Below are 23857 nucleotides of genomic sequence, written 5' to 3' on the forward strand. Positions count from 1 at the left end.
GCACAACCATCGCCTACGCCTGTCGTACCATGTGTCCATACCACAACTCGCCAACCATCACTTGGTTTTTCAGTTTTTGGATAAATCACCATCGCTGTCGCTTCGTGGGTTTCCCCATTGCTATATGGCATATTATAAGTCATGACATCGACTTTACTGGCATTGGTTGGAATTGTGCCTGCGCTATAACTGGTTTCAGAAACATAACCACTCTCTTCTTGACTTGGCCCACCACTACTTTTGTTGTCATCATCATTACATGCTGTCATTGATATGGCAGTAGCAAGCATGGTCATTCCTGCAAATGCTTTAAGACCGTGTTTTTTAGATATTTTCATTGACGTACTCCTTACATCATTTGGCTGTTTTCCATTTCATTTGAACATAAAAAAAGTAGCGTGTCTACGATACTTTCTGCCATTTTTCATGATGTTGTCATATTGATAATTATCAAAACCCACTCTTTAATTTGAAATAGATAATGCCAAAACGATACCTAGCCATATAATCAAACCAACCCAGCGATTATGCCGAAATGCCCAAAAACACATCGCAGGATCGCGATCTTTAGTTTTCATGCCTTGGTAGATAAAATCAAAGGCAACGATAAGAAGTGCCAAACCTGCCCACGGTAATAATTGCTCACGCCAAAATGCCAATCCAATCAATAACAGGCTCAAGACTTGTAGCAACCCAATGATCTGTAAATCATATTTGCCAAATAAAATCGCTGTAGATTTCACGCCAATTTTTAGATCATATTCACGATCGGTAATCGCATATTGGGTGTCGTATGCTACCGTCCATGCGAGATTGCCAAAATATAATAGCCAACAGGACAAATCAGGCGTTTGCCCGACTGCGCTATATGCCATTGGAATCGACCATGAAAACGCCGCGCCTAAAAACACCTGTGGCAAATGCGTATAACGCTTCATAAATGGATATATAAAAGCGAGAATTAATGCGCCAAATGACCAATAAAACGTTTCAATCGGTAAGAAAAATAATAAACACGCACTCGCCAAAACAAGGACTAGAAACACCCAAATCGCTTCGATCGGCTGAATAATACCTGAAGCCAATGGGCGAGTTTTGGTGCGCTCAACATGACCATCAACTTTACGATCAGCAAAATCATTGATTGCACAGCCTGCTGCACGCATAAAGATCACCCCCAAAATCATCGGTATCAGAATACCGAGTGATGGCATACCTTTCGCTGCAATCCAAAGTGCCCACATGGTCGGCCAAAAGACCAGCTCTGTACCAATCGGCTTATCAAAACGACACAGGTAATAATAGGCTTGGAAACGCTCTTGCCAAGTCGTGGCAACTTGAGTTTGCATAGGCACTGTCCGAATTTATTTTTGGATAAATTGCTCAAAAGTTTTTAAGAAAGTTTCTTGTACAATAAATTGACAACCATGCCAAGTATAGCAACTTTGCCGTGTCCAACCTTCGTCTAATTTTAGAATCCGACGCTGGCATAATGGCGTAGTACGTTTAAACAATAAATGTCCAATTGGCTGACGTCCGATATGTTTAAAAATTCGAGCTTGTTTATTTAGGCTTAAAATCGGAAAAATACTTTTTGCTTTGACCCACGGTGTGACATCACTGCCATATAAATCACTTTCTCGCACCCACGCAATGTGCTGTGCAGGCATATTGAGCCACATTGCATCAATCTGTGAAAGCCGTTGGTAATGTTCATTCATTGGAATGACGTGGAATTGACCATTGGACAACTTAATCAATTGTTGTGTAAGTGAGCCGTCTGCGACTAACCATTGCTGGAGCCCTGTGGGTAATTGCAATTGATGTATTTCTCGCAGTTGGTAAAAACGCATGAATCCGCACCCTAAAAATCAGCGTTTAGTGTAAACTATAATCGTTGATTGCATAGCGTGCGAATCGATGATTTTATTCAATTTTGCGATATAAAAATGTAAGCTCCATAAAAATGTAAGCTCACCAAATCAATCGGTGAGCTTACATTGTTTAGACGACTTCTACTTTTCCAAAATCTTGCGAACTTTCTGCATGATCTTTCTTTTTCCAAAGATGTGCATACTTTTTCAATAATGATTTTTTCGCTTTTTGATAGACGTTCACTTTGTCAATATCGCCACCATAATTCGCAATCACACGCTCATCCATCAGATTAAACCATAATTTTGGAATCATCACAGGTAAGAACAAACTCGCATAACCCATTGGCAACTGTGGTACATCTTCATAATGACGTAGCGATTGGAAACTGCGGGTTGGATAGGCATGATGATCTGAATGGCGTTGCAGCTGATACAGTAAGACATTGCTGAACTTACTATTATTATTCCAACTGTGCTCAGGCATGGTGCGTGCATAACGACCGTTGCCCAAATCTTCACGCTTCAAACCATAATGTTCCATATAATTCACCGCTTCGAACAGCGTAATACCCTGCAAAGCTTGCGCAATCTGCGTTGGCAAAATACGTGTACCAAACATTTTTAAGGTCAACGCATGATAAGCAACACTCATCCCCCAACCTTGTAATAGCTCATTTTCCAATGACCAGAATTTTTTGCCTTTACGTTCTAAACGACGAGTTTCAATCTCAATCGCAGATTTAAAGCTACCAACGACAGTGCGAGGCCAAAATTGCCAAAAAGTTTCTCCCATTTGCGATGACGCAGGATCTTCAGGTGTCGCTACACGGCGATGATGCCCATAAGGATGTTCAATACGGAAATGGTTATAACCTGTCGGCGCAAGTGCAAGATGCGACAGATAATGCTCAAGCTTACCAGGTTTATGGCTCAGCTCATGTGCCGTGTTAATTGCGACGCCATTGACCACACCGAGCATATGACCAATGCCAATTTGATCAGCGAGTGGGGTAGATTTTTTACTCGCAAGGTACAAGCCATAAAAATTCGCAACATACTGAAATGGTATAAATAGTTTCACCACTCGTGCATAGTACGGATCGTCTTCTAAATCTGCGATCGCTTGCTCAGGCGGATTGTCAGGATCGACACCCATCATTTTATCAATACTTGGAATGATCACATGCAAGACGAGAGGACCTGCAAAAGCAAATAATTTTTTCGTCGATTTCGGTCCAAACTGATAACCGAGCAATACGGTATTGGCAATATTGGGTACAACGATACCAAGCATCCAAAGACGACGCTTTTTGTCCACATACGGCTTGACTTGCGATAAAACTTCAAGATCAACTGACTGATTCATTATTGTTACTCCTTCACCGTCACGGTGTAATTCATGACTTTATTATGCAGAGCTGATCATTTTTTAAGTATTCATATTAAGACAGTGGATAATCATAATAAGACAAACGATTTAAATGTATGCTAAAAAGAGCAAATACAAAGGAGTTTGAGAAATAACGTATGGATCGAAATATCCCAATTTTTCCTGCACGCTATTATTTAAAAGTCATTGAACTGCTACAACAGCGTGGCATTGCTGTGGCGGAAATCCTTGTAGAATCAGGCTTGCCAATTCAGAAAATTCTACAGGATGAAGATGCCAAACTGTCTATTTCTCAAATTGAACGCTTTGTCGAACTGTGTTTAAAGTATTCACAAAATGCCGATTTGGCTTTTGAACTTGGTTCAACCCTATAACTTAGCTCACACAGCCTCGTCGGTTATGTGGCAATGACCAGTGAAACTGCACGTCAAGCAATCGAGCTGATCGCACAATATTTCAAACTCATCATTCCAAACTTTCAACTCAAGATCAGAGAAAGCGAAACACAAGTTTTTTTAAGCTTCGAACCTTCCATGCCGATGAGTACTCTCAATGTAAATTTTCATCTTGAAGCGATTGCGATTGCCTTTTATCACAATCTGATTGAGTTACTTGGGCGTAATCATCCACCTTATCACGTGTATCTTTCCATCGCACAACCACGCCATCTGCAAAAATATCAACAACTCGATCGTGTGACTTTTCATTTTCAACATCTGATTCAGACTGGGATTCAGTTTGTCTTACCCATTACCACTTTAGATATTCGCTTGCCGATGGCAGATATTTATAGTTTAAAAATCGTTGAGCAACGCTGCCAAGAGCTTATGAAACAACTCTCTGATAGTGATGAAATGGAAGCTTGGATTCGGATGATGTTGCAAGAAGCCTATCACATTCCAACCCTTGCAGAATGTGCAAAACTACTGAATCTATCGACCAAAACCGTACAGCGCTATCTGAAAAAACACGGACAAGATTTTCATAGCATGCGCATGCAGATCATCATAGAACGTGCTAAAACCGCTTTAATTGATACAGATAAAAGTATCACTGAAATCGCCGATGAACTGGGCTATTCCACCTCAGCAAACTTTATCCGAGCCTTTAAAACAGAAATGCAAATGACACCAACACAATATCGAGAACAGAACACTTTGCATCACTAATAAAAAAAGCTTCCTTATAGGAAGCTATTCATATGAAGTTTAAATAGTTAGTTACACAATCACATTTAAAGTCACGTCAATATTGCCACGTGTTGCATTTGAGTATGGACATACGATATGTGCGGCATCAACCAATTTTTGTGCTTCTGCTTGATCCATACCTTCAAGATGAATATTCAATGTCGCTTCAATCCCAAAACCATTTGGAATAGGACCAATACCGACCTCACCTTCGATATACGCATCTTTTGGAAGTGCAATCTTGTCACGCCCTGCGACGAACTTCATCGCACCCAAGAAACACGCCGAATAACCCGCCGCAAAAAGTTGCTCAGGATTGGTCACCACACCGCCAGCACCGCCCATCTCTTTTGGCACCCCTAGCTGTGCATCCAACGCACCATCGTCAGAACGTATACGACCATCACGACCACCTGTTGCTTTTGCTTTTGCTGTATATACGACTTTTTCTAATGACATGAGAATAACTCCTTAATAACATCGCTCAAAAATATATCGTACACGATATATTTAACATTTCAAGCTTTAAATTTCACTTGAGTGTTAAACAATGTAACGCCTTATGAATTACTAAACTGTTGTTTATTGTTTCGCTTATTTTTGATTGAGCTGATCTCTTAAATCATTCAAAGATTGTTTAAGCTCAATCAATTGCTCCAAATCACACTCAGTTGCGCACATCACCGCTTCGGGAATCTTTTCAGCTTGCTTTTGTAGAGCTTTGCCCTGCTCTGTGAGATGAATCAACACTTGGCGTTCATCTACATTTGATCGACGACGCTGTAAAAGATTTTGTGCTTCAAGTCGCTTGAGTAAAGGCGTCAATGTGGAGGATTCTAAAAAAAGCTTTTTGCCAATATCGGAAACCGTGAGCTGATCTTTTTCCCATAACACTAACATCACAAGATATTGGGGGTAAGTAATATTCAGCGGTGCGAGCAGTTCTCTGTAGCGTTGATTCAGTGCGAGATTTGCCGAATATAAAGCAAAGCACAATTGATTATCGAGTTTAAGTAATTCATTCACAAAAAATACCATACCATGTTCATTGATAAGCACATCATTACATCGCCTATTATAAAGCGTTTACACAAATAAATCGCACACAATTTAATCTTACCTATGGATAGATTTGTCTTGGCATAAAAAAAGCCCGCACATGGCGAGCTTCTTTTATTACAGATAATGTATTACAAGCTGTAGTACATATCAAACTCAACTGGGTGAGTTGTCGTGTTCAAACGACGAACATCTTCAGTTTTCAATTCGATATACGCATCAAGCATTTCTTTAGTGAATACGCCGCCTTTCAACAAGTATTCGTGATCTGCTTGAAGTGCTTCAATAGCCATATCTAGGCTATGCGCAACTGTAGGGATTTTCGCTTCTTCTTCAGGAGGAAGATCATACAAGTTTTTATCAGCAGCTTCACCTGGATGGATTTTGTTTTGAATACCGTCAAGACCAGCCATCAACAATGCCGCAAAACCTAAGTATGGGTTCATCATTGGATCTGGGAAACGTGCTTCAATACGCTTGCCTTTCGGGCTAGAAACGTAAGGAATACGGATTGATGCAGAACGGTTACGTGCTGAGTAAGCCAACATAATCGGTGCTTCGTAGTGTGGTACCAAACGCTTATACGAATTCGTTGATGGATTCGTGATTGCATTCAATGAACGAGCGTGCTTGATCACACCACCGATGAAGTAAAGCGCAAGTTCAGAAAGACCTGCGTATTCATCACCTGCAAACAAGTTCTTGCCATCTTTAGAGATCGACATGTGAACGTGCATACCTGAACCGTTGTCACCTACAAGTGGCTTCGGCATGAAAGTCGCAGTTTTTGCAAACTGGTGCGCTACGTTATGTACAGCATATTTGAACTGTTGTACTTCGTCCGCTTTACGAACCATCGTGTTAAAGCTTACACCGATTTCCATTTGGCATGATGCAACTTCGTGGTGATGTACTTCTACACGACCTGGTCCCATGATGTCTTCGATTTTCGCACACATTTCTGCACGCATATCTTGACCTGAATCCACTGGTGGTACTGGGAAGTAACCGCCTTTCACACGTGGACGGTGTCCTGAGTTACCTGCATCGTATTCTTTACCAGTAGACCAAGCTGCTTCTTCAGCAGAGATCGTGTGACGTGCGCCAGACATGTCGATGTCCCATTTCACGTCATCAAATACGAAGAATTCTGGTTCTGGACCAAAGAATGCTGTATCACCGATACCTGTAGATTTCAAATATTCTTCTGCACGACGTGCGATAGAACGTGGATCACGCTCATAACCTTGACCAGTCGATGGCTCGATCACGTCACAAGTCACAACAACTGTTGCTTCTGCGAAGAATGGATCGAGGAATGCAGTTTCTGCATCAGGACGTAAAATCATGTCAGACGCTTCGATACCTTTCCAACCTGCGATTGAAGAACCATCGAACATTTTACCGTCTTCGAAAGAGTCTTCGTCGATTGTATCAGCAGGGTAAGTAACGTGTTGTTCTTTACCTTTGGTATCTGTGAAACGGAAGTCTACCCACTTCGCGCCACTTTCTTTGATTAGATCAAGTACTTTATTTGACATGTGCATTACGCTCCAGTTGAATTTGTCCGCACCTGTTCGGTGCTTTTCCAGTTGGCAGTTCATTTACTTGGATCTAGTATAGCAAAACCCGTACCAACTTTTATTCCTTTATCTAAAACATTGATATTGTTAGCACTAACACTATTTTAGATGTTTGAACTTGCCCATATTATACTGAGCAAATTTTAAAATGCACTATTTAGAAACATCTAATTAAACAATTCACTTTTGACTCAAAAAGATGCACCACTTTAATGCTAATGTATTTTTTAAAACACAAATTGCATCAAAATGGCGCACCAATTTGTGCCTAAATTTTTATCCAGCAAGTTGTTGATGAATACTTTGGCTAATGATCTCAGCGGTCGCCATTGAAAGTGTCCAACCCAAATGACCATGCCCTGTATTGTAGAAAACTCGTGGATGTTTACCCTGTTCAACACGTGGCATTAGATTCGGTGTCATTGGACGTAATCCACTCCACGGCACACTATTACAGGCATTGAGGTGGAAGTTTGTGCGCACCCATTGCAGTAGTGGGAAAATACGATCCGCACGAATATCACGGTTGTAACCATTAAACTCTGCTGTACCTGCAACACGGAAGCGATTTTCACCCAAGCGACTGGTCACAATTTTGGCACTTTCATCGAGCAAGCTCACCCACGGTGCATTTTCTTTATTCGGTTCTGCTTCAAGATTGACCGTGATCGAATAGCCTTTTACAGGATAAATATTCACTCGATCGCCAAGCTTCTCAGCCAGTTGATAACTATTCACACCACCACAGATCAGCACGGCATCGGCTTCAATCGTGTGTGCTTCAAACTGCTCCAATGATTCTTCACTCGGTTGAATCATTAATGTCACGCCACCGTCTTTGAGATTGGTGCCTTTGAGCTTGACATCGGTCACGTCTGTACCGACTTTAAACGTCACACCTAACTTCTCAGCAGCTTTGGCTAAGCCATTGGTAAATTTATGAATATCACCCGTTGCATCATCTGGTGTGTAAAAACCACCGACATATTCGCCTTTCAATGCAGGTTCGATTTGTTTAATTTCTTCAGGACTCACTGCATAACGATCCAAGCCACCTTTACGCAGTAGCTCATTGACTTTCTTAGCGGTTTGAAAATCTGCATCATTATGGAAAAAATGCAAAATCCCTTTCTTTTCCAAATCAAAATCAATGTCCTCTTGCTCTGCGACATCGAATAGACGATAGCGTGCATCGAGTGCTAGCTTTACCGTTTGAATGGTATTGGCTTCATAGTCTTTGATATGCGATACGAATTGATACAGCCAACTGTATTTGTGCATAGAAAATGATGGATTGAGCAACAATGGTGCGTCAGGCTTGCCCATCCATTTCATGCCTTTACGAATGGTTGCGACTTGGTTCCACACTTCGGCATTACATGCGGAAAGCTGTCCACCATTGGCAAACGAGGTTTCCATTGCAGGTTTGAGATGACGTTCGATGACGGTCACTTGATGACCAAGTTTGGCGAGTGCATACGCAGAGGTGACCCCTGTAATGCCCGCACCGATGATACAAATTTTTGACATGGCTCCCCCATACCTATTTGGTAGGTTATGCGTTCGCCTCATCTGTCATTGGTACCTGAGAGTTTCGATTCGCTTTATTTTCCTAACACACTCAAAAACATAAGAAAAATAAAACCAACCATCCCCTTCGGTGAGTATTTTTAAACACATTGATCAATATATGAAAAAACAAATACTTTGAAAAATATGTTTAAGCTACTTCTCTCCAGATTGTGAGTAATCATCACGGTCCTTTTGCCTGAGAGTTTCCGAGGCTGTTGCTCCTTCGGCGTGCACTGATATACAACTTAAATATAGTTTAGAAATTTCTAAAATACTTCCTAAAATATCCATGTTGCATTGCACTCTCCCGCAATGATCATTTCAGCTTACTTTAACTGATTTTCATTATAAACGGTGCATAAAATATGCCACGACTTTAGTTTTAGAACTTAACTACCTAAATTTTAATCATAAAAAAAACAGAACCTTTAATTCCGCTTTTTTATCCACACCAAATCCAATTTTTAAAAATTGAATCAGAATACCTCAGGCACAGCACTTAAAAATTCCTGACGTGCTTGTTGACTGTTTTTCATCTCGCCCAAATACGATACAGTCCGTGTGGTGGAATGCTGTTTGCCCACGCCACGCATCACCATACACATATGTGCAGAGTCGATCATCACCGCAACTCCACGCGCACCAGTTGCTTCTTGAATCGCTTCGGCAATTTGCTTGGTGAGATTTTCTTGAATCTGTAAACGTCGAGCAAACATCTCGGTAATTCGGGCAAATTTCGATAATCCCAAAACCTGACCTTCAGGCAAATAGGCAATATGCACACGCCCATAAAATGGCAATAAATGATGCTCACACAGTGAATAAAATTCGATATTTTTTACCAAGACCATCTCACGGTTATCCGAAGGGAACACCGCTTTATTGATGACATCTTCGATTTTTTGTTGATAACCTGAGGTCAAAAATGAGAATGCTTTTGCCGCACGCATCGGCGTATCTTGCAGTCCTGGACGTGCCAAATCTTCACCAATTTCCGTTAAAATTTTTGCGTAATATTGTTGCATACTCATGGGCTTACACTAGGTTCGACAAACAAGGAGCGCATTGTAGCAGAAAGCCATGCAGAATTCAGGTCAATGGATTGATTCATGCGCAATTTCCTATGTGCAAACCATGATAATTATTTGGAAAAACTGATTCATTAAAACAATGAATGTTCATAAATAAATAAGCAGCTATTTCTGTGCATCGTATTTAGGATTTTTCTCAGCACGTTTTAATAGCACCAACACAGCACCTGTTCCGCCTTGATTCTCAGGTGCACTGACAAATGCTAACACTTCTCGATGTTGACGAAGCCAGCCATTGACACAGGTTTTGAGTACGCCATCTTTGCCTTTGCCATGCACGATTTTCACCACATTTTGATTATTTTCTTTGGCAATGTGCAGTAGCTCAAGCACAGCGCTACGAGCTTGCTCAATGCTACAACCATGCAAATCGACCGCTTCAAACCAACGCATCTTCCCTGCTTTTAAATCTTCAAAAATACGATGTTGCAAGGTGGCGATGCGATAGCTGAGAAAGGCTTGATTCGCTACAGGATTGAGCAAGGCCTGCATATCAGAAAGTGCCTCACCCTTTGCGATTTCACTGCCCTCTGCAGCCATACGTTTCGCTAAAGTTTGCGCATCGACTTTCTTTTGTTTAGTGGTCTTTTCAGTCTGAGCAATATTATGATCTTTAAACTTTTCCACGCCTTGCATTGCTTTGGAGAATAGTAGTGATTCGTCCTCTATAGTCTGAGTATTTGCGACATTATTTTTTTGTGCTTTGCTTTTTGTTTGGGCGTGATTGTCCCTGCGATCACCGTCGTTGTGAATTTGCTTTTTAAATTGTTTGAGTAGGTCGAGTTGCGATTTTGAAAGTGAAGTATCGTGTTTGCTCATAGTTTGAAATGGCTGATCAAGTAAGGTTTCAAATTATACCGCAATCAGTCTTTAAAAATCCGCTCTGTTCTTAATATGCGTAGGATGATGACTTGTTGCTTCTTTTGGTCAATGATAAATGGCGCACGATATGGCGTGTCAAGTAACATAAAATCTCGAACTTTTCTACCGTTGCTGAGTTGCTTTTCGCAAACACGATGCGGTTGTGTTTTTAAAGTTTCGATCTTGGACTGCATATCTAGGTAAAAAGACTCTGCTTGTACTTCACCCCATGTCTGTATGCCGTAAACCAATATTTCAACTAAATCTTGTTCTGCCTCGATAGAATATACAACTTGATAGGTGTCATTCATGTCAGATCATTTGCGCTTAGCTAAAATTTCTCGTGCTTTTTGCATTGCACGGGCATGGACAACTTCAGCAGGCGTCACACTATTTGGCTGAGCTTCAACAAAATCAAGTGCTTCTTGAATTTTTTCATCTTCCCAACTTTCAAATACGTCTTGCGGATTTTGATCAAAAAGATGTTCAAGATGTGTACCTTTGACATCATTTAGTGATACGAATACGCCGACTGGTCGGTTATTCTTGGTCACAAGAACAGGCTCTCGTTGCATGGTATCGAGTAATTCACCAAAACGTAGTTTGGCATCTTTTGCTGTAATGACTTGCATGGGTTACACTCAAAAAAAGTAGCTACTTTAGCCATTATAACCTTTATAAAAATTCAATCAATGTTTCTATTTTATGTATTCTTTGCTGACAAACTGATCATCGTTTTAAATTAATGCTAGCAGGATTCCAAGTACAAAATAGAGCAACAAATTTAAATCCCCTCCGCTCCACTAATTATTTTGAGATATTATTTAGTCTAAGTGAATGACGCATTCGACTTTCAACACTAGTTTGAACATAAGTAGCATTGGGTTTTCCCAAAATTGCTACTATAAAGGCGACAAACCATATTTTGCATTTGTAAAATGATATTTGCACTATCTCTAGCTGACTGATTTCCACCATAAATTGAAAAGCCTAAAGGTTCATCAAAGAATAGTGCTTCATGAATTGTATCATTTCGCACAAGTGAAATATCAGACGTCCCCTCTACAGTAATAGCCCAACTAGGTACAGGCATATCAAAGTTCTTACACATCCATTGCACCCTTTCGGCATGATTTAATCTTTTGCGAGGATTTGACTTAGTCGCAATAAGTTTAAAACAAGTGTCTAAAGCCATATAAATATATTGAAATCTCTCAAATGGGAGGCTTTGAGGGAATTGAGATAAAAACAGTGCATGTATCGCAGCAATCACTCGCTTAGTGGCACGAAAATTATTATGTTCTGTTTTTAAGTAATCAAGTGCTAAATTAATGACTTCTTCAAGTGCGCAACAACTAAATATAAAATCTACAAGTTTTCCTTGCTTTATCGGCGTTGCATCAAGGTAATCTGCCTCTGTTATCGTTAATCTCATTCCTGTAAAAAATGATATACACCACACTACAAAATCGAGATCAGCCTTGTTTTGACTCTCGTGGAGTGTTAATACATGTGTTTTGGGTAAGCTAAAAATACGAGTTGTGAAGGGTAAAGTGCGTACTTGTCCTGATCCGATTTCGTGTTGCAATGCAACATTCGGATATATCCAATCATTATGAATATTAGGGTCATTTTCGATTATATTCACATCTCTATTCAGACTAGATAATGTGTAAACAGAAAAGCGCTCAGTAGTTATGTTACAAACTGCAGGATAATAGCCGAACTTTGCGGAAACCCCATTGGCAACCTGCGTTTCCATAATATTAACTACCTCACATAGTACGAATTAATGATTTAAAATTAACTCCTACTCAATTGAGCTGAATCGGCTTCCCAAACAACGCCTCCAACGCCTGCCCCGCATGCGCCTGCTTCATAAAGCCCTCACCCACCAAGAAGCGATCCACCGCATGATCACGCATATACTGCACATGCTCAGGTGTGCTGATACCGCTTTCGGTGATGATCACACGATCATTTGCCATATCTTTTAAACGTACTGTGGTCGCCAAATCCACCTCAAAGGTCTTGAGATTGCGGTTATTGACGCCGAGTAGACATTGCTCAGGGAGCTTGAGCGCACGTTCCATTTCCGCTTCGTCATGCACTTCGACCAATACATCCATGCCCTGTTCAAAAGCCAAACTCGACAATTCATCGAGCTGTGTATCGCTCAAACATGCCACGATCAACAAGATACAATCCGCATGCAGTGCACGACTTTCCACGATGTGATACGGCTCTACCATGAAATCTTTACGCAGAGCAGGCAAAGCACAGGCTTCCCGAGCGATACGCAAATAATCATGATGCCCTTGGAAAAAATCCACATCAGTCAACACAGACAGACACGCCGCCCCCGCTTGCTCATATTCTTTGGCGATTTGCGCAGGCTGAAAGTCCGCACGAATCACGCCTTTTGACGGCGAGGCTTTTTTCACCTCAGCGATGATCGCAGGTGATTTGCGGTTTAGTGCATTGGCAAAGCCACGAGTAAGCGTGGCTTGCTGTGCTAATTCTTCCAGATCAGCAAAGCTATATTGCTTTTTCTTTTCAGCAATTTCTTCAAACTTGCGTGCAACGATTTTGCCCAAGATGGTATTTTGAATATCTGCGTGCATGACCTGACCTTAATTTGCGTTTGGCGATTGTTGAGTAACTTGAGCCTGTTGTTTCAGATTCTGGGTAAATTCAGCAACGATGCTCATTTTCTCTAAGGCTTGACCGCCATAGATAATATCTTGCGCCAAAGCAACTGCTTGCTTCATATCTTTGCATAGACCTGATACATACAGCCCTGCTGCCGCATTTAACGTAATCATGTCTGCGGCTTTCTCACCAATATCTGATTTATTTTTACCCAAGGCATCTTTGATCAGTTTTAGACTTTCTGCCGAATCTGCGACGGACAAACCTGTGAGCGTTTGTGAAGTGATGCCAAAGTCTTCAGGCTTGATCGTCCACTCGGTGATTTCACCATTTTTCAGCTCGGCAACGGCGGTTTCGGCAGCCAGGCTGATTTCATCCAAACCATCTTTGGAATGCACCACCATCACATGCACTGCGCCAAGTTGTTTTAGTACTTCAGCCATCGGCACACACAGCTCATCAGAAAACACACCGATGACGAAACGCTTTACACCCGCAGGATTGGTCAGTGGTCCAAGTAGATTGAAAAAGCTCCGAATGCCCAATTCACGACGAGGGGCTGCGGCATATTTCATGGCTTGGTGATGATTCGGTGCAAACAGGAATCCGACGCCCATCTCACGAATGACACGTTCAGTCTGCGCCATATCGAGGTCAAGGCGAATACCTGCTTGCTCTAGTAAATCCGATGAACCCGATTTACTCGATACCCCACGACCGCCATGTTTGGCTATGGTCGCTCCTGCTGCCGAAATGACAAAGCTTGATGCGGTAGAGACATTAAATAGGTTTTGCCCATCGCCACCTGTACCCACGATATCGACTAAATACTCAATATCGCTGACGTCGATTTTAATGGCGAACTCACGCATGATCCGAGCCGCAGCGGTGATTTCATCAATGCTTTCACCTTTGAGGCGCAAGCCCATCATCAACGCACCGATCTGCGCATCGGTCGCCTCACCTTGCATAATACTGCGCATCACATCTTCCATCTGCGCTTGAGTCAGATGGATATTTTTAGTAATGTGATTGAGTGCTTGTTGGATATTCATTTATTTATAAATCTCTAAAAAATTCTGAAACACTTGATGCCCATGTTGGCTCAAAATCGACTCAGGGTGGAACTGCACCCCTTCGATCGGCAAAGTTTTATGTTTTACGCCCATGATTTCTTCAATCGAACCATCAGCTTCTTGCGTCCAGCAGGTCACATCAAAACAATCGGGAATGGTCGCCTGCTCAATCACCAAAGAGTGATAACGTGTCGCAGAAAATGGCGACGGCAGATTGCTAAAAATCCCTTGATCAGAATGATACATATCCGACAGACGCCCGTGCATCACTGTTTTGGCACGGATAATGTTGCCACCAAAAGCCTGACCAATTGCCTGATGACCAAGACATACGCCAAGTAGCGGAATTTTCCCTGCAAAATGCTGAATCGCAGGCACAGAAATCCCCGCCTCAGTCGGTGAACAAGGTCCCGGTCCGATCACAAGATATTTCGGTTGCCAACGCTCGATGTCTTCTAAAGTCACTTGATCATGGCGAACGACTTTTACCTCTTGTGCCAACTCACCAAAGTATTGCACGATGTTATAAGTAAAAGAGTCATAATTATCAATCATAAGAAGCATAGCGTACGCACCTGTAAGCAAAGAGATTGAATGCAAATTACATTAAAAAATTTATGGTTTAACTGCTTTTTCAACAGCATGTTATCTTTGAAAAAGCGTAGGCTACTTTAGCAGAATTTTTAAGGCTTGTGCGGATTGCATCATTGGAAATTAAAATGTGAAATTTCATCTTTCAAAGGTACAAATAAAAAAGACCACCGTAGTGATCTTTCATTTTCAAAAAACAACCCGCTTATTTCATATAAGCGCCATCATTTTGCGTATGGTCGGTTTTATCAATCACACGAGCAAGCTCTGGAATGTGCGATTGTAATGTGGTTTCTACGCCTTGCTTAAGTGTAAGGTCGATCGCTGAACAACCCTGACAACCACCACCAAACTGCAATACCGCTGTTAAGCCGTGCTCTTTATCCTCGAAAACTTCGAGCAGACTACAGTTACCACCATGACTTGCAAGCCCTGGATTGATTTCCGCCTGCAAAACATAGGCAATACGCTCCTCAATTGACGCATCAGGACCAACACGTGGCACTTTTGAGTTTGGTGCTTTAAATGTTAATTGACCACCAAAGCGATCTTTGTTGTAGTCGATCACTGCATCTTTTAAATACGGAATAGATGGCGTGTCGATAAATGCAGGAAAATCAGGATAATCCTGTTTGTAATCTGTTGGCACCACATCTTCTGGCGCACTATATGCCATACAGCATTCCGCACGTGCAGTTCCTGGGCTTTCGACAAAGATACGCACGCCAATCCCAGGAGTATTTTGCTTCGCCAATAAATCTTTCAAATACTCCTGTGCCGTTGGTGTAATGATCATATTTGGAATTTGATCGGCATCAGTTGAATTTGTGGCTTGGTTAGACATACATCTTACTCCTAAAATTACTGCGTATATGATACAACATTTCGTATTTGAAGTTGAGCAAAACAGTCAGATTTAGGCATGTGAATTAAACGATGGTCGTGCTAGGGAAAGCCTGCTACTCACATTTTAGATTGTCCCAAAAGCTTTAATTTAAATTTTGAGTATAAAAAAAGCGCATCTTGATGATGCGCTTTTAAGTGTTAGGCTTATTTACTTCGATGATTTATATTCAATCACATAATGTCGCCAATGATCACGGAGTTGCGGTGTCAGCTCCAATGATTGCTCATCAAAGACTAAACCACCAATATCACGTGCCATCAAACCTGCAAGACTAACCATCATGTCATAGCCTTGCACCGCATGGCTATTTGGTAATGCTAAGAAGAAAGCTAAACCTTTGACCTCTTCACTTGGTAAAGTTTCAAGATCAAAACCTGTCGGTGCACCGTCATCATTAATTCGAAGTACACTAAACATCAGTGGACTCGCCGTTTCAGGATTTTCATAGCGATGGAAACACGACATTTCACCAAAGCGTAGACCATATTTTAATAAAGTTTTCAGCGCACGATCACCAGACAAGACACGTGTCGGATTTGGGTAAAGATACAGTGCGATGAGTTGCTCTGCTTTTGCCAAAGCACTTTCTTCATCATTGCGATATTGCTCGCTCAAGTGTGCGTCTAACACATCACTTTCGCCCTGCCACTCTTCGATTTTTACCGTTTCTAACTGATTGTCTGGTGTTGTATCTGTTTCCGCATTTTCTTCAATGAAGTCATTTTCAACATTTTCTTTTTGCTGTGATTGCTCTACTTCGTCTTGATCTAGTTGTTCTATAAAGCGTTCAATTTCATCGGCTTTATCATGTGCAACAGATGGATTTGTTGTAACGATTTCATCTGTAGTTTCTGTTTGAACTGTTTCAATTTCTACAGATTTATCCGTACTTGATTCATGTTCCACATCAACAGGATCAGCAGAGAATAAATCTTGTTGGGTATTTGCACGCAGTGAACTCTGTTCTTGAGTAGTTTCCACTTGCGATTTTTCACTGTCTAATTCAAAACCATCCGCTTCTACAGTTTGCTTTGTATCTGCATGATTATCAGTATCTTGGGCATCGAAGACTTGTTCAAGGCTTTGCTTACGTTCTGCATGGTTTAATGAATGTATATGATCCACATTCACTTGATCATTTCGAAGATGACGTGGTATCACAGGCTGTTGGCTCTGCGCCTCAATAAACACTTCTGACGGTGTGTCATCTGCTTGCACTTTGGGCTTTTTCAGGATTAAACGCAATCCGATCACCACCATCACCACAGCCACGATGATACCAACGATTTCCCAAAGTTGATCCATACTTTACTCCGTTATTCCGTATGCTTCTGCCTGCGCAAGGCTCACCGCCACAAGTTTTGAGCTTCCTGCCTCAGGCATGGTCACTCCCAAAAGATCAGTTGCCATCGTCATGGCAAGCTTATTATGTGTAATGTAAATGAATTGTACCTGTTGTGATAGTTCTTTTACCAAATTACAAAAACGATTTACATTGGCATCATCTAGTGGCGCATCGACTTCATCCAATACGCAAAATGGCGCAGGATTGAGACGAAAAATCGCAAACACCAGTGCCAAAGCCGTCAAAGCTTTTTCACCACCAGAAAGCAATGCCAATGTGCTATTTCGTTTCCCAGGCGGTCGTGCCATCAGACGTACACCTGACTGCCAATCATCCTCTAAGCTCAGACTCGCTTCACCACCTGAAAAGACTTTTGGGAATAAACCCTGTAGCTCTCGATTGATCTGATCAAAAGTCTTCATAAACAATTGTTTAGTTTCTTGATCAATGCTCTGCATGGCATCTTGCAGTTGCGCTACGGTCTGCTCCAAATCTTGGATTTGATGATCGAGCTCATCGAAACGGGCTTGTTTTTCTTGCAGTTCTTCAAAGGCAACTAGATTGACCGCACCCATTTTTTGTAATTGTTGTTCGAGCTGTTCCAATTGTGCTTTGACTTGGGAAGTTTGCACAGTTTCATACAATTGCGAGCTATCTAATTTGGAAACATCAATCGCCTGTGCGCCAAGCTCTTCCAGTTGTGACTTGGCATGGTGCTGTTCAGTTTTATGTTGTTGCCATTGCAAGCGTGTATTTTCCAATTGATCACGTAAGGCTTGATCGTCTTGCTGTTGTTGTTGACGCAGATCGCTCAATTGTTGCTGTTCAGTTTGTAAAGTTGCAATCCCTTGTTGCCATGTCTGCCATGCTTTTTCCGATTGGTCTGCATCCGCTTGAGCTGTTGCAACATTGGCTTGGTATTTTTCTAAACCTGTTTGCAGGCGTGTGATTTGCTGTCTTGCACCCAGTTGTTGTTCATCGAGCTGTGCCAAACGTTCTTGATGAAAATCTTGATCTTTATCCATCAACGCCAGTTTCGACTGCAACTGCTGAATGCTTTGCGTGTTGTCTTGCAATTGTTTTTGATCGGCAGTGGACTGTGCTTGTAAATCGTGTAATTGTTGTTGATGTGTTGTCGCAAGCTCCTGCCCTGCATCGACTTTCGGTTGCATCTCATTAATTTTTAGTTCAAGCGCCACTTTGTCATATTGAATCTGCTCAAGCTCTGCAACATCATCTTCAAGTTGTAATTGCAAGACATGCAACTGCTCTTGATATTGTGCGGTATTTTGCGCTTGATGTTCGATTTTGGCTTGTAGCTTGGTTTGCGTGGTGTGCAATTGTTGTTGTGTGTTTTGCCAAGATTTGAGTTGTTGCTGACGTTCAAATTGCCTAGTTTGAACAGTTTTTAACTCATTAATGACTTGATCGAGTTGCTGCTGAATCGGTTCGATCTGCTGTTGATTGTCCTGAAATTGCGTCTGCAAACTTTGCAAATGTTGATGATAGTGCAGTAGCCCTGCTTGATCTTGATTATCCAAATTCAGATTGATCCACCAATCTTGTGCAAGCCAATAACCATCTTCTGTGATGATACTGGCATGAGTTGATAAGCGATTTAAATTTACCTGCGCATCGGTCAAGTTTTTTGCAACATAAATCCCTTGCCACAATGGATGAATCGTTGAAGAAATCCATGTGTTAATGGATTCTAAACCGTCAATTTTTGAAAAATCTAAATCTTTACTCAAAATAAGCTGACGTTGCCCTTGATATGACCAATCTAAATCATCGACCACATTGGCTTGTAACCATTTTGCCAAGACTTTTTCGATCAGTTCACTGTGCTGTTTGCCGTGTTCAGTGAGTTGTAATTGGCTGAGTAATGGATGCTCGGCAGAATGTGCCGTATTTTGATTCAGTCCACTCAATAATTTTTCAGTTTGTCGAATATCCGCTTCGAGATTTTTATGGAGTAATTTGACATGCTGCTGCTGTTGTTCCAGTTGATTCTTTTGCTGTTGCAACTGTTCAAGCTGATCGTGTTGTTCACTGTGCTTTTGCTGTTCATCGTCAATTTTAATCTGCACACTTGCCAATTCGATCTGTACATCATCGAGTTCAAGTTGAATCTCTTGATCTTGCGCTAAGTCCAATTGACTTTGCAGGTGTTGCGCTTGCTGTTCGGCACGTTGACGATTTTTTTGCACTTGCTCATATTGATAGTGCAATTGATTACGCTGTTGTTGTAGGTGATTTAACGATTGTTTGAGTTGATTGAATTCCTCGCCATGTTGCGTCATGCGCACTTGCAATGCCGATAAATCAAAATGGCTGTCTTCGCTCAACTGCTGATATTCAGCCAATGAATCTTGCGCTTTCGCCAATTGCGTTTGCAGATTTTCACGCTCAGATTGTTGTTGATTATATTGTAGTAAGGCACTTTGCTGTTGTGATTCCGCTTTGCTGATATTGTGCTGTAATCTCTCGATATGCTGTTGATCTTGTTCAAGTTGCCAACGACTTTGTTGCAGTTTTTCTTTGGCAGATTGCCATGCTTTTTGCAGTTGTTCTGACTGTGGGAGTTGCTGTTGCAGTTTTTGTTGCAGTAAATGCGCTTCGATTTCCGTCTGTTCTAAGGCTTTGTGCTGTGTTTGATAGTTTTGATTCAGTGTCGCAAGTTGCTGTGCGAGCTTGGCAACCTGTTCACCATGTTGATGAAACTGGCTTGACCACAGTTGTACTTTCAGTTGATGTGCATCGGTTTTTAATTTTTGATACTTTTCTGCTTGTTCAGCCTGACGATTCAATGTCCTGATTTGTGATTTTAATTCTGAGGCAATATCGTGCAATCGTGACAAATTATCTTGCGTATGTTCAAGATGTTGCAAGGTTTCTTTGCGACGTGCTTGGTAGCGTGAAATTCCCGCTGCCTCTTCGATAAAGACCCGCATTTCTTCAGGTTTGGCATCGACCAGTCGATTGATCATGCCCTGCTCAATCACCGCATAAGAGCGCGGCCCAAGCCCTGTACCGAGGAAAATATCGGTAATATCTTTACGACGACAACGGGTGCCATTCAAGAAATATTCAGATTTACCTTCACGGTTGACCTGGCGTTTTACACTAAGCTCGGTGTAGGCATTATATGCACCGCCCAATTTCCCCAAGGTATTTTCAAAACGTAGTTCGACACTTGCCACGCTATTCGGCTTACGAGATGAGCTCCCTGCAAAGATCACGTCTTGCATATTGCCACCACGAAGTTGCTTGGCACTGGACTCGCCCATCACCCAGCGAATGGCATCAATGACATTGGATTTGCCACAGCCATTCGGTCCGACGATGGCGGAGCGGCTATCCTTAAAATGCAAGGTGGTGCTTTCGGAGAAAGACTTAAAACCTGCGAGTTTTAGACTACTTAAACGCATCGCTTATATAACCTCAATTCGACATAAGAGATGAGTAAAAGTGATCTGATTCCTGGAAGTGTCAGGCGCATTGTTCGAGGTCAGCACACAAATTGTAACGTACTGTTTTTCAAGATATTGAATAACTAAACAATACCTGACCGAGTTTGCGCCTGACAAATGGTTTTGCTTACTTTTCCCGAAAGAAAAGTAAGTCGAACCGAAGGTTAATCCCGACATATCAACATAAACCACAAGACCTTGAAAAAATTGCTTTTACTTTTCAGTATCATGCACCAAATATTTTATAAAAACCTATCTAAATAGATAAAATATATCACTTCAACACATTGGACTTAACCACAGCGATCTTAACTATAGCGAACTTGACCGTACTAACAGCTAACGACGTGAACGCCTTGCCCATGCCAATTCGACCTGTTTCATTCGTGCCAAAGATTCGAGCACGAGATTGCGTAAGTGTCGGCAAAAATCATCCACAAATAAAGTGGCTTGTTGTGCATTTCTGCGCAAAATCGCATCAATCACCAATTGAAACAGTGCATACGCCTCTTGAAGCTCACGCTTGGCACTATTCGAAGTCAGGTAATATGCCCGACGAATCGAGGGTAGGATACTCTGATAAATATTACTCAGATAAAAATTATCCATTTTTTGATTATATGCGGTGAGGAATTCAAAAATCGCCTCATAAAACCCTTCAAAGTCGCCACCGCGTACAAGGACTGACAATTGATCAAGGAGCTTCTGCATCTCTGCTTGTTCAGCACTTTGCCACGCATCACTAATCTGCTGTACCAAATAACCCAGCACCAATAAACTGGTTTCAAACAGATAATGGATTTGTCCGCTCGACATCTCAGACACGATCGCTCCACGACGTGGGAAAATCTCAATCAAATAGGTGCGTTGTAATAATAGCAAAGCCTCTCGCACCGAGCCTCGACTGACATCAAGCTCAGTCGCAATACGCACTTCCTGAATACGCTCACCCTCGACCAACTCGCCAAGGATGATCTGCTCAGCAATATGTTTTGCGATTTGTTCAGAAAGACCTTCCGAGGATTGACCGAGTTCCATAGCACCTCATTGATTACTTTTTTTGAATTGCGCTGTGTCATCATGACTTTGACATTACTAGACAAAGCAATATTTTTTTCGTCTAAGATTGTTCCTTAACCTTTGATGAAATTCCAATCTTCGACATTTTGCACAACATATGCTTTATATTTAACCTACTCTCGCATGACAATAGCACAACTTTTTCTAACAATCTTTAGTGATCAAGACCGTTTATCACTTTTTAAATTCCTCTCATTATGATGCCTAATTCAATTTTTGAATTTAATTTTACTTTAAATATTTAACATTACTCAGATTATTTATGAAAAACATCACATTGAGTATCGAATTTTGTTATCCGTATGATGATAAAATACAATTGTACATTTCGTTCAAATCATTAGATAATAATTGTAGTAAGGCACTGGTCAATACGATTTATTTGATCACCCCTAGAGTGTATTGATTATTTTGAAAACTTTTCGTTTTTCAACCTAGCCTCCCCAATGGCTAGGTTTTTTTTGCCTATTTTTAGAATCTAAGAAATATAAATCTAAAATTTGCTTGGCCGATAATTAGAAAAACCCTTTATACACAAAGAATATTCCAACCAATGTAAGTAAGCCTGCAAAACACTTTTTCAACATTGCAGGTGAGAGTTGATGCGCCACTTTCGCACCCAATTTTGCAGTGATAAAACTCATCACACTGATGCCGATAAAGGCATAAATATGCACATAGCCCACTGCACCTTTGATTGGTTGGGTTTGCACACCAAACCACATAAAACCGAGTGCCCCTGCGATCGCAATTGGCAAACCGCACGCCGCCGATGTTGCAACTGCATTTTGCATTACCACACCATGACGATTGAGATAGGGTACAGTTAAACTGCCACCACCGATACCAAAGATCGCTGATGCCACTCCAATGCCTGCACCTGCACCGACTTGTGCCACTTTAGAGGGTAATTTTGAATTTGGATCAATCTGTACTTGCGCTGTACGAAACATGCGCCATGCAACCCAAAGTGCAAAAAGTCCGATGATCAATTGCAAACCATGTGTCGGTAATAAATCGGCAATCCCTGCACCAAGAAATGCACCGATGACCAGACCCGGTGCTAGATTAAGAAAGACTTGCCAGAGTACCGCACCTTTTTTATGATGTGCAGACAAAGAGCTGATTGACGTGACCATAATCGTCGCTAACGATGTACCGAGTGCCATGTGCATCACGATCGACGGATCATAACCTTGTTGTAAAAAGACCAGATACAATATCGGCACAATGGTCAATCCACCGCCCACACCAAATAAGCCCGCAGTAAAGCCTGCCGCCGCACCAATCAATAAATATATGAGTAAAGTCATGGATCGAACCTTTTGCATCGAAAGTCCAGAAACGGAGCAACACTTGCTCTGCGCACTACTGGAACGACACCATGCTACGCCACAACGGATAATTTGCAAGTCTAAAACACGCTCAACCAACGATGATGTGCGAGAGCTGTATGAACAAGGTGTGCAATCGGCACTAGTAATTAGTCATCAACAAAGTCATGGTCGTGGGCAACATCAACGAGAATGGCTCTCTCCACAAGGTAATATTTTTTTGAGTGCGCTATTTACCCTTGAACGTCCTGTCGATGGACGTTTTGCTTTGGAATGTGGCTTAAATATTTTGCATACTGAAACTTTAGAAAAATTAGATAATTTACAAATTAAATGGGCAAATGATCTCTACAGCCCACAAGGCAAATGCGGAGGCATTTTGGTTGAACCCCTCAATGCACATCAGGTCATTGTTGGTATCGGTATCAATGTCGTGCCTTTTGAGCAAAGCAAAGAAATTCAGCAGGCGACTACCAGCCTTAGCGAGCTTGGCTTAACTCACTTTGATCGAATTCAGTTTTTAACAGAGATTTATTTGGCGCTGACGCAAGCCGTGCAATGGTTTAATTTCGGTAGTCAAAATCTCGCACAACGTTTCAATGCTGTTGCTGCGTTTAAAGATCAATGGGTCAATATTCAACGTCAACATCAAGCCGATCTGGTTGGTTATTTTCAAGGCATTCAAGATGATGGCGCAATGCTGATTCGCCAAGATGCAGACGCTACAAATACAGTCTGCTATGATGGGCGCTTAATGATTCCATAAATATCTGCTG

The 23857-nt window shown here is 41.6% G+C and carries 23 protein-coding genes, 2 pseudogenes and 1 riboswitch; of the genes and pseudogenes, 4 read left to right on the top strand and 21 right to left on the bottom strand.

Annotated features, from left to right (window positions below; genetic code table 11):
• The 4 genes and pseudogenes from ACE3PQ_RS05430 to ACE3PQ_RS05445 all read right to left on the bottom strand — a co-directional run.
• Positions 1-338 (bottom strand): annotated as a pseudogene (locus ACE3PQ_RS05430) (alpha/beta hydrolase); the annotation flags it as partial.
• Between the two features lie 126 nt (positions 339-464).
• Positions 465-1349, bottom strand: coding sequence for a 4-hydroxybenzoate octaprenyltransferase (ubiA, locus tag ACE3PQ_RS05435; RefSeq protein ID WP_374295912.1), 885 nt, complete (start codon positions 1347-1349; stop codon positions 465-467).
• Positions 1350-1364: 15 nt separating this feature from the next.
• Positions 1365-1853 carry a chorismate lyase gene (locus tag ACE3PQ_RS05440; RefSeq protein WP_374295914.1) on the bottom strand — a complete coding sequence of 163 codons (489 nt, stop codon included), beginning with the start codon at positions 1851-1853 and terminating at the stop codon, positions 1365-1367.
• Positions 1854-2004: 151 nt separating this feature from the next.
• Positions 2005-3243, bottom strand: a complete 1239-nt coding sequence (locus tag ACE3PQ_RS05445) for an alkane 1-monooxygenase (protein ID WP_374295917.1) — start codon at positions 3241-3243, stop codon at positions 2005-2007.
• A 161-nt stretch (positions 3244-3404) separates the two neighbouring features.
• On the opposite strand from ACE3PQ_RS05445, the gene ACE3PQ_RS05450 reads away from it, so the two are divergent.
• From ACE3PQ_RS05450 to ACE3PQ_RS05460, 3 genes and pseudogenes are all read left to right on the top strand, one after another.
• Positions 3405-3641, top strand: a complete 237-nt coding sequence (locus ACE3PQ_RS05450) for a hypothetical protein (protein WP_374295919.1) — start codon at positions 3405-3407, stop codon at positions 3639-3641.
• A 15-nt stretch (positions 3642-3656) separates the two neighbouring features.
• A pseudogene (locus ACE3PQ_RS05455) lies at positions 3657-3965 on the top strand (AraC family transcriptional regulator ligand-binding domain-containing protein); the annotation flags it as partial.
• A gap of 177 nt (positions 3966-4142) precedes the next feature.
• A complete protein-coding gene (locus tag ACE3PQ_RS05460; RefSeq protein ID WP_374295991.1) occupies positions 4143-4436 on the top strand; it encodes a helix-turn-helix domain-containing protein in 294 nt (97 codons plus the stop codon).
• A gap of 51 nt (positions 4437-4487) precedes the next feature.
• Here ACE3PQ_RS05460 and ACE3PQ_RS05465 read toward each other — a convergent pair whose 3' ends face one another.
• From ACE3PQ_RS05465 to ACE3PQ_RS05545, 17 genes are all read right to left on the bottom strand, one after another.
• Positions 4488-4916, bottom strand: coding sequence for an organic hydroperoxide resistance protein (locus tag ACE3PQ_RS05465; protein WP_374295921.1), 429 nt, complete (start codon positions 4914-4916; stop codon positions 4488-4490).
• Positions 4917-5051: 135 nt separating this feature from the next.
• Positions 5052-5483 (bottom strand): MarR family winged helix-turn-helix transcriptional regulator, encoded by a 432-nt coding sequence (locus tag ACE3PQ_RS05470; RefSeq protein ID WP_374295923.1) that lies wholly within the window; start codon positions 5481-5483, stop codon positions 5052-5054.
• Positions 5484-5647: 164 nt separating this feature from the next.
• Positions 5648-7063, bottom strand: a complete 1416-nt coding sequence (gene glnA / locus ACE3PQ_RS05475; protein ID WP_374295994.1) for a type I glutamate--ammonia ligase — start codon at positions 7061-7063, stop codon at positions 5648-5650.
• A gap of 312 nt (positions 7064-7375) precedes the next feature.
• Entirely contained in the window at positions 7376-8629 is a 1254-nt protein-coding gene (locus ACE3PQ_RS05480) for a D-amino acid dehydrogenase (RefSeq protein WP_374295925.1), read from the bottom strand.
• Positions 8630-8845: 216 nt separating this feature from the next.
• A riboswitch (glycine riboswitch) is annotated at positions 8846-8991 on the bottom strand.
• Between the two features lie 156 nt (positions 8992-9147).
• Positions 9148-9696 (bottom strand): GTP cyclohydrolase I FolE, encoded by a 549-nt coding sequence (gene folE, locus ACE3PQ_RS05485; RefSeq protein WP_374295996.1) that lies wholly within the window; start codon positions 9694-9696, stop codon positions 9148-9150.
• Positions 9697-9867: 171 nt separating this feature from the next.
• Positions 9868-10581, bottom strand: a complete 714-nt coding sequence (locus ACE3PQ_RS05490) for a Smr/MutS family protein (protein WP_374295927.1) — start codon at positions 10579-10581, stop codon at positions 9868-9870.
• 44 nt (positions 10582-10625) lie between these two features.
• Complete coding sequence (locus ACE3PQ_RS05495) at positions 10626-10934, bottom strand: type II toxin-antitoxin system RelE/ParE family toxin (RefSeq protein ID WP_374295929.1); 309 nt, start codon at positions 10932-10934, stop codon at positions 10626-10628.
• 6 nt (positions 10935-10940) lie between these two features.
• Entirely contained in the window at positions 10941-11255 is a 315-nt protein-coding gene (locus ACE3PQ_RS05500) for a type II toxin-antitoxin system Phd/YefM family antitoxin (protein ID WP_374295931.1), read from the bottom strand.
• A 227-nt stretch (positions 11256-11482) separates the two neighbouring features.
• Positions 11483-12385 (bottom strand): hypothetical protein, encoded by a 903-nt coding sequence (locus ACE3PQ_RS05505; RefSeq protein ID WP_374295932.1) that lies wholly within the window; start codon positions 12383-12385, stop codon positions 11483-11485.
• Positions 12386-12437: 52 nt separating this feature from the next.
• A complete protein-coding gene (trpC, locus tag ACE3PQ_RS05510) occupies positions 12438-13247 on the bottom strand; it encodes an indole-3-glycerol phosphate synthase TrpC (protein ID WP_374295934.1) in 810 nt (269 codons plus the stop codon).
• Positions 13248-13256: 9 nt separating this feature from the next.
• A complete protein-coding gene (gene trpD / locus ACE3PQ_RS05515) occupies positions 13257-14330 on the bottom strand; it encodes an anthranilate phosphoribosyltransferase (protein ID WP_374295936.1) in 1074 nt (357 codons plus the stop codon).
• Positions 14331-14915: an aminodeoxychorismate/anthranilate synthase component II gene (locus ACE3PQ_RS05520; RefSeq protein WP_374295938.1), complete on the bottom strand. Its 585-nt coding sequence runs from the start codon at positions 14913-14915 to the stop codon at positions 14331-14333. It lies immediately after the preceding gene.
• Positions 14916-15147: 232 nt separating this feature from the next.
• Positions 15148-15786, bottom strand: a complete 639-nt coding sequence (gene nfuA, locus ACE3PQ_RS05525) for a Fe-S biogenesis protein NfuA (RefSeq protein WP_241570632.1) — start codon at positions 15784-15786, stop codon at positions 15148-15150.
• 210 nt (positions 15787-15996) lie between these two features.
• Positions 15997-17154, bottom strand: a complete 1158-nt coding sequence (locus ACE3PQ_RS05530; protein ID WP_374295940.1) for a cell division protein ZipA C-terminal FtsZ-binding domain-containing protein — start codon at positions 17152-17154, stop codon at positions 15997-15999.
• Positions 17155-17157: 3 nt separating this feature from the next.
• Positions 17158-20625, bottom strand: coding sequence for a chromosome segregation protein SMC (gene smc / locus ACE3PQ_RS05535; protein WP_374295943.1), 3468 nt, complete (start codon positions 20623-20625; stop codon positions 17158-17160).
• A 381-nt stretch (positions 20626-21006) separates the two neighbouring features.
• Positions 21007-21705 (bottom strand): GntR family transcriptional regulator, encoded by a 699-nt coding sequence (locus ACE3PQ_RS05540; protein WP_374295945.1) that lies wholly within the window; start codon positions 21703-21705, stop codon positions 21007-21009.
• Positions 21706-22262: 557 nt separating this feature from the next.
• Positions 22263-23060 (bottom strand): sulfite exporter TauE/SafE family protein, encoded by a 798-nt coding sequence (locus ACE3PQ_RS05545; protein WP_374295947.1) that lies wholly within the window; start codon positions 23058-23060, stop codon positions 22263-22265.
• On the opposite strand from ACE3PQ_RS05545, the gene ACE3PQ_RS05550 reads away from it, so the two are divergent.
• Positions 23059-23847, top strand: coding sequence for a biotin--[acetyl-CoA-carboxylase] ligase (locus ACE3PQ_RS05550; protein ID WP_374295950.1), 789 nt, complete (start codon positions 23059-23061; stop codon positions 23845-23847). The two genes, ACE3PQ_RS05545 and ACE3PQ_RS05550, sit on opposite strands and share 2 nt — an antisense overlap.
• Positions 23848-23857: the final 10 nt, after the last annotated feature.

The sequence above is a fragment of the Acinetobacter sp. genome, assembly GCF_041911495.1.
Classification (GTDB): Bacteria; Pseudomonadota; Gammaproteobacteria; order Pseudomonadales; family Moraxellaceae; genus Acinetobacter.

Bases quoted from the DNA above. Each gene is read 5' to 3' on its own strand.
- ubiA (WP_374295912.1), bottom strand. From the start codon at position 1,349: ATGCAAACTCAAGTTGCCACGACTTGGCAAGAGCGTTTCCAAGCCTAT.
- ACE3PQ_RS05440 (WP_374295914.1), bottom strand. From the start codon at position 1,853: ATGCGTTTTTACCAACTGCGAGAAATACATCAATTGCAATTACCCACA.
- ACE3PQ_RS05445 (WP_374295917.1), bottom strand. From the start codon at position 3,243: ATGAATCAGTCAGTTGATCTTGAAGTTTTATCGCAAGTCAAGCCGTAT.
- ACE3PQ_RS05450 (WP_374295919.1), top strand. From the start codon at position 3,405: ATGGATCGAAATATCCCAATTTTTCCTGCACGCTATTATTTAAAAGTC.
- ACE3PQ_RS05460 (WP_374295991.1), top strand. From the start codon at position 4,143: ATGTTGCAAGAAGCCTATCACATTCCAACCCTTGCAGAATGTGCAAAA.
- ACE3PQ_RS05465 (WP_374295921.1), bottom strand. From the start codon at position 4,916: ATGTCATTAGAAAAAGTCGTATATACAGCAAAAGCAAAAGCAACAGGT.
- glnA (WP_374295994.1), bottom strand. From the start codon at position 7,063: ATGCACATGTCAAATAAAGTACTTGATCTAATCAAAGAAAGTGGCGCG.
- ACE3PQ_RS05480 (WP_374295925.1), bottom strand. From the start codon at position 8,629: ATGTCAAAAATTTGTATCATCGGTGCGGGCATTACAGGGGTCACCTCT.
- folE (WP_374295996.1), bottom strand. From the start codon at position 9,696: ATGCAACAATATTACGCAAAAATTTTAACGGAAATTGGTGAAGATTTG.
- ACE3PQ_RS05490 (WP_374295927.1), bottom strand. From the start codon at position 10,581: ATGAGCAAACACGATACTTCACTTTCAAAATCGCAACTCGACCTACTC.
- ACE3PQ_RS05495 (WP_374295929.1), bottom strand. From the start codon at position 10,934: ATGAATGACACCTATCAAGTTGTATATTCTATCGAGGCAGAACAAGAT.
- ACE3PQ_RS05500 (WP_374295931.1), bottom strand. From the start codon at position 11,255: ATGCAAGTCATTACAGCAAAAGATGCCAAACTACGTTTTGGTGAATTA.
- ACE3PQ_RS05505 (WP_374295932.1), bottom strand. From the start codon at position 12,385: ATGGAAACGCAGGTTGCCAATGGGGTTTCCGCAAAGTTCGGCTATTAT.
- trpC (WP_374295934.1), bottom strand. From the start codon at position 13,247: ATGCACGCAGATATTCAAAATACCATCTTGGGCAAAATCGTTGCACGC.
- trpD (WP_374295936.1), bottom strand. From the start codon at position 14,330: ATGAATATCCAACAAGCACTCAATCACATTACTAAAAATATCCATCTG.
- ACE3PQ_RS05520 (WP_374295938.1), bottom strand. From the start codon at position 14,915: ATGCTTCTTATGATTGATAATTATGACTCTTTTACTTATAACATCGTG.
- nfuA (WP_241570632.1), bottom strand. From the start codon at position 15,786: ATGTCTAACCAAGCCACAAATTCAACTGATGCCGATCAAATTCCAAAT.
- ACE3PQ_RS05530 (WP_374295940.1), bottom strand. From the start codon at position 17,154: ATGGATCAACTTTGGGAAATCGTTGGTATCATCGTGGCTGTGGTGATG.
- smc (WP_374295943.1), bottom strand. From the start codon at position 20,625: ATGCGTTTAAGTAGTCTAAAACTCGCAGGTTTTAAGTCTTTCTCCGAA.
- ACE3PQ_RS05540 (WP_374295945.1), bottom strand. From the start codon at position 21,705: ATGGAACTCGGTCAATCCTCGGAAGGTCTTTCTGAACAAATCGCAAAA.
- ACE3PQ_RS05550 (WP_374295950.1), top strand. From the start codon at position 23,059: ATGGATCGAACCTTTTGCATCGAAAGTCCAGAAACGGAGCAACACTTG.
- ACE3PQ_RS05545 (WP_374295947.1), bottom strand. From the start codon at position 23,060: ATGACTTTACTCATATATTTATTGATTGGTGCGGCGGCAGGCTTTACT.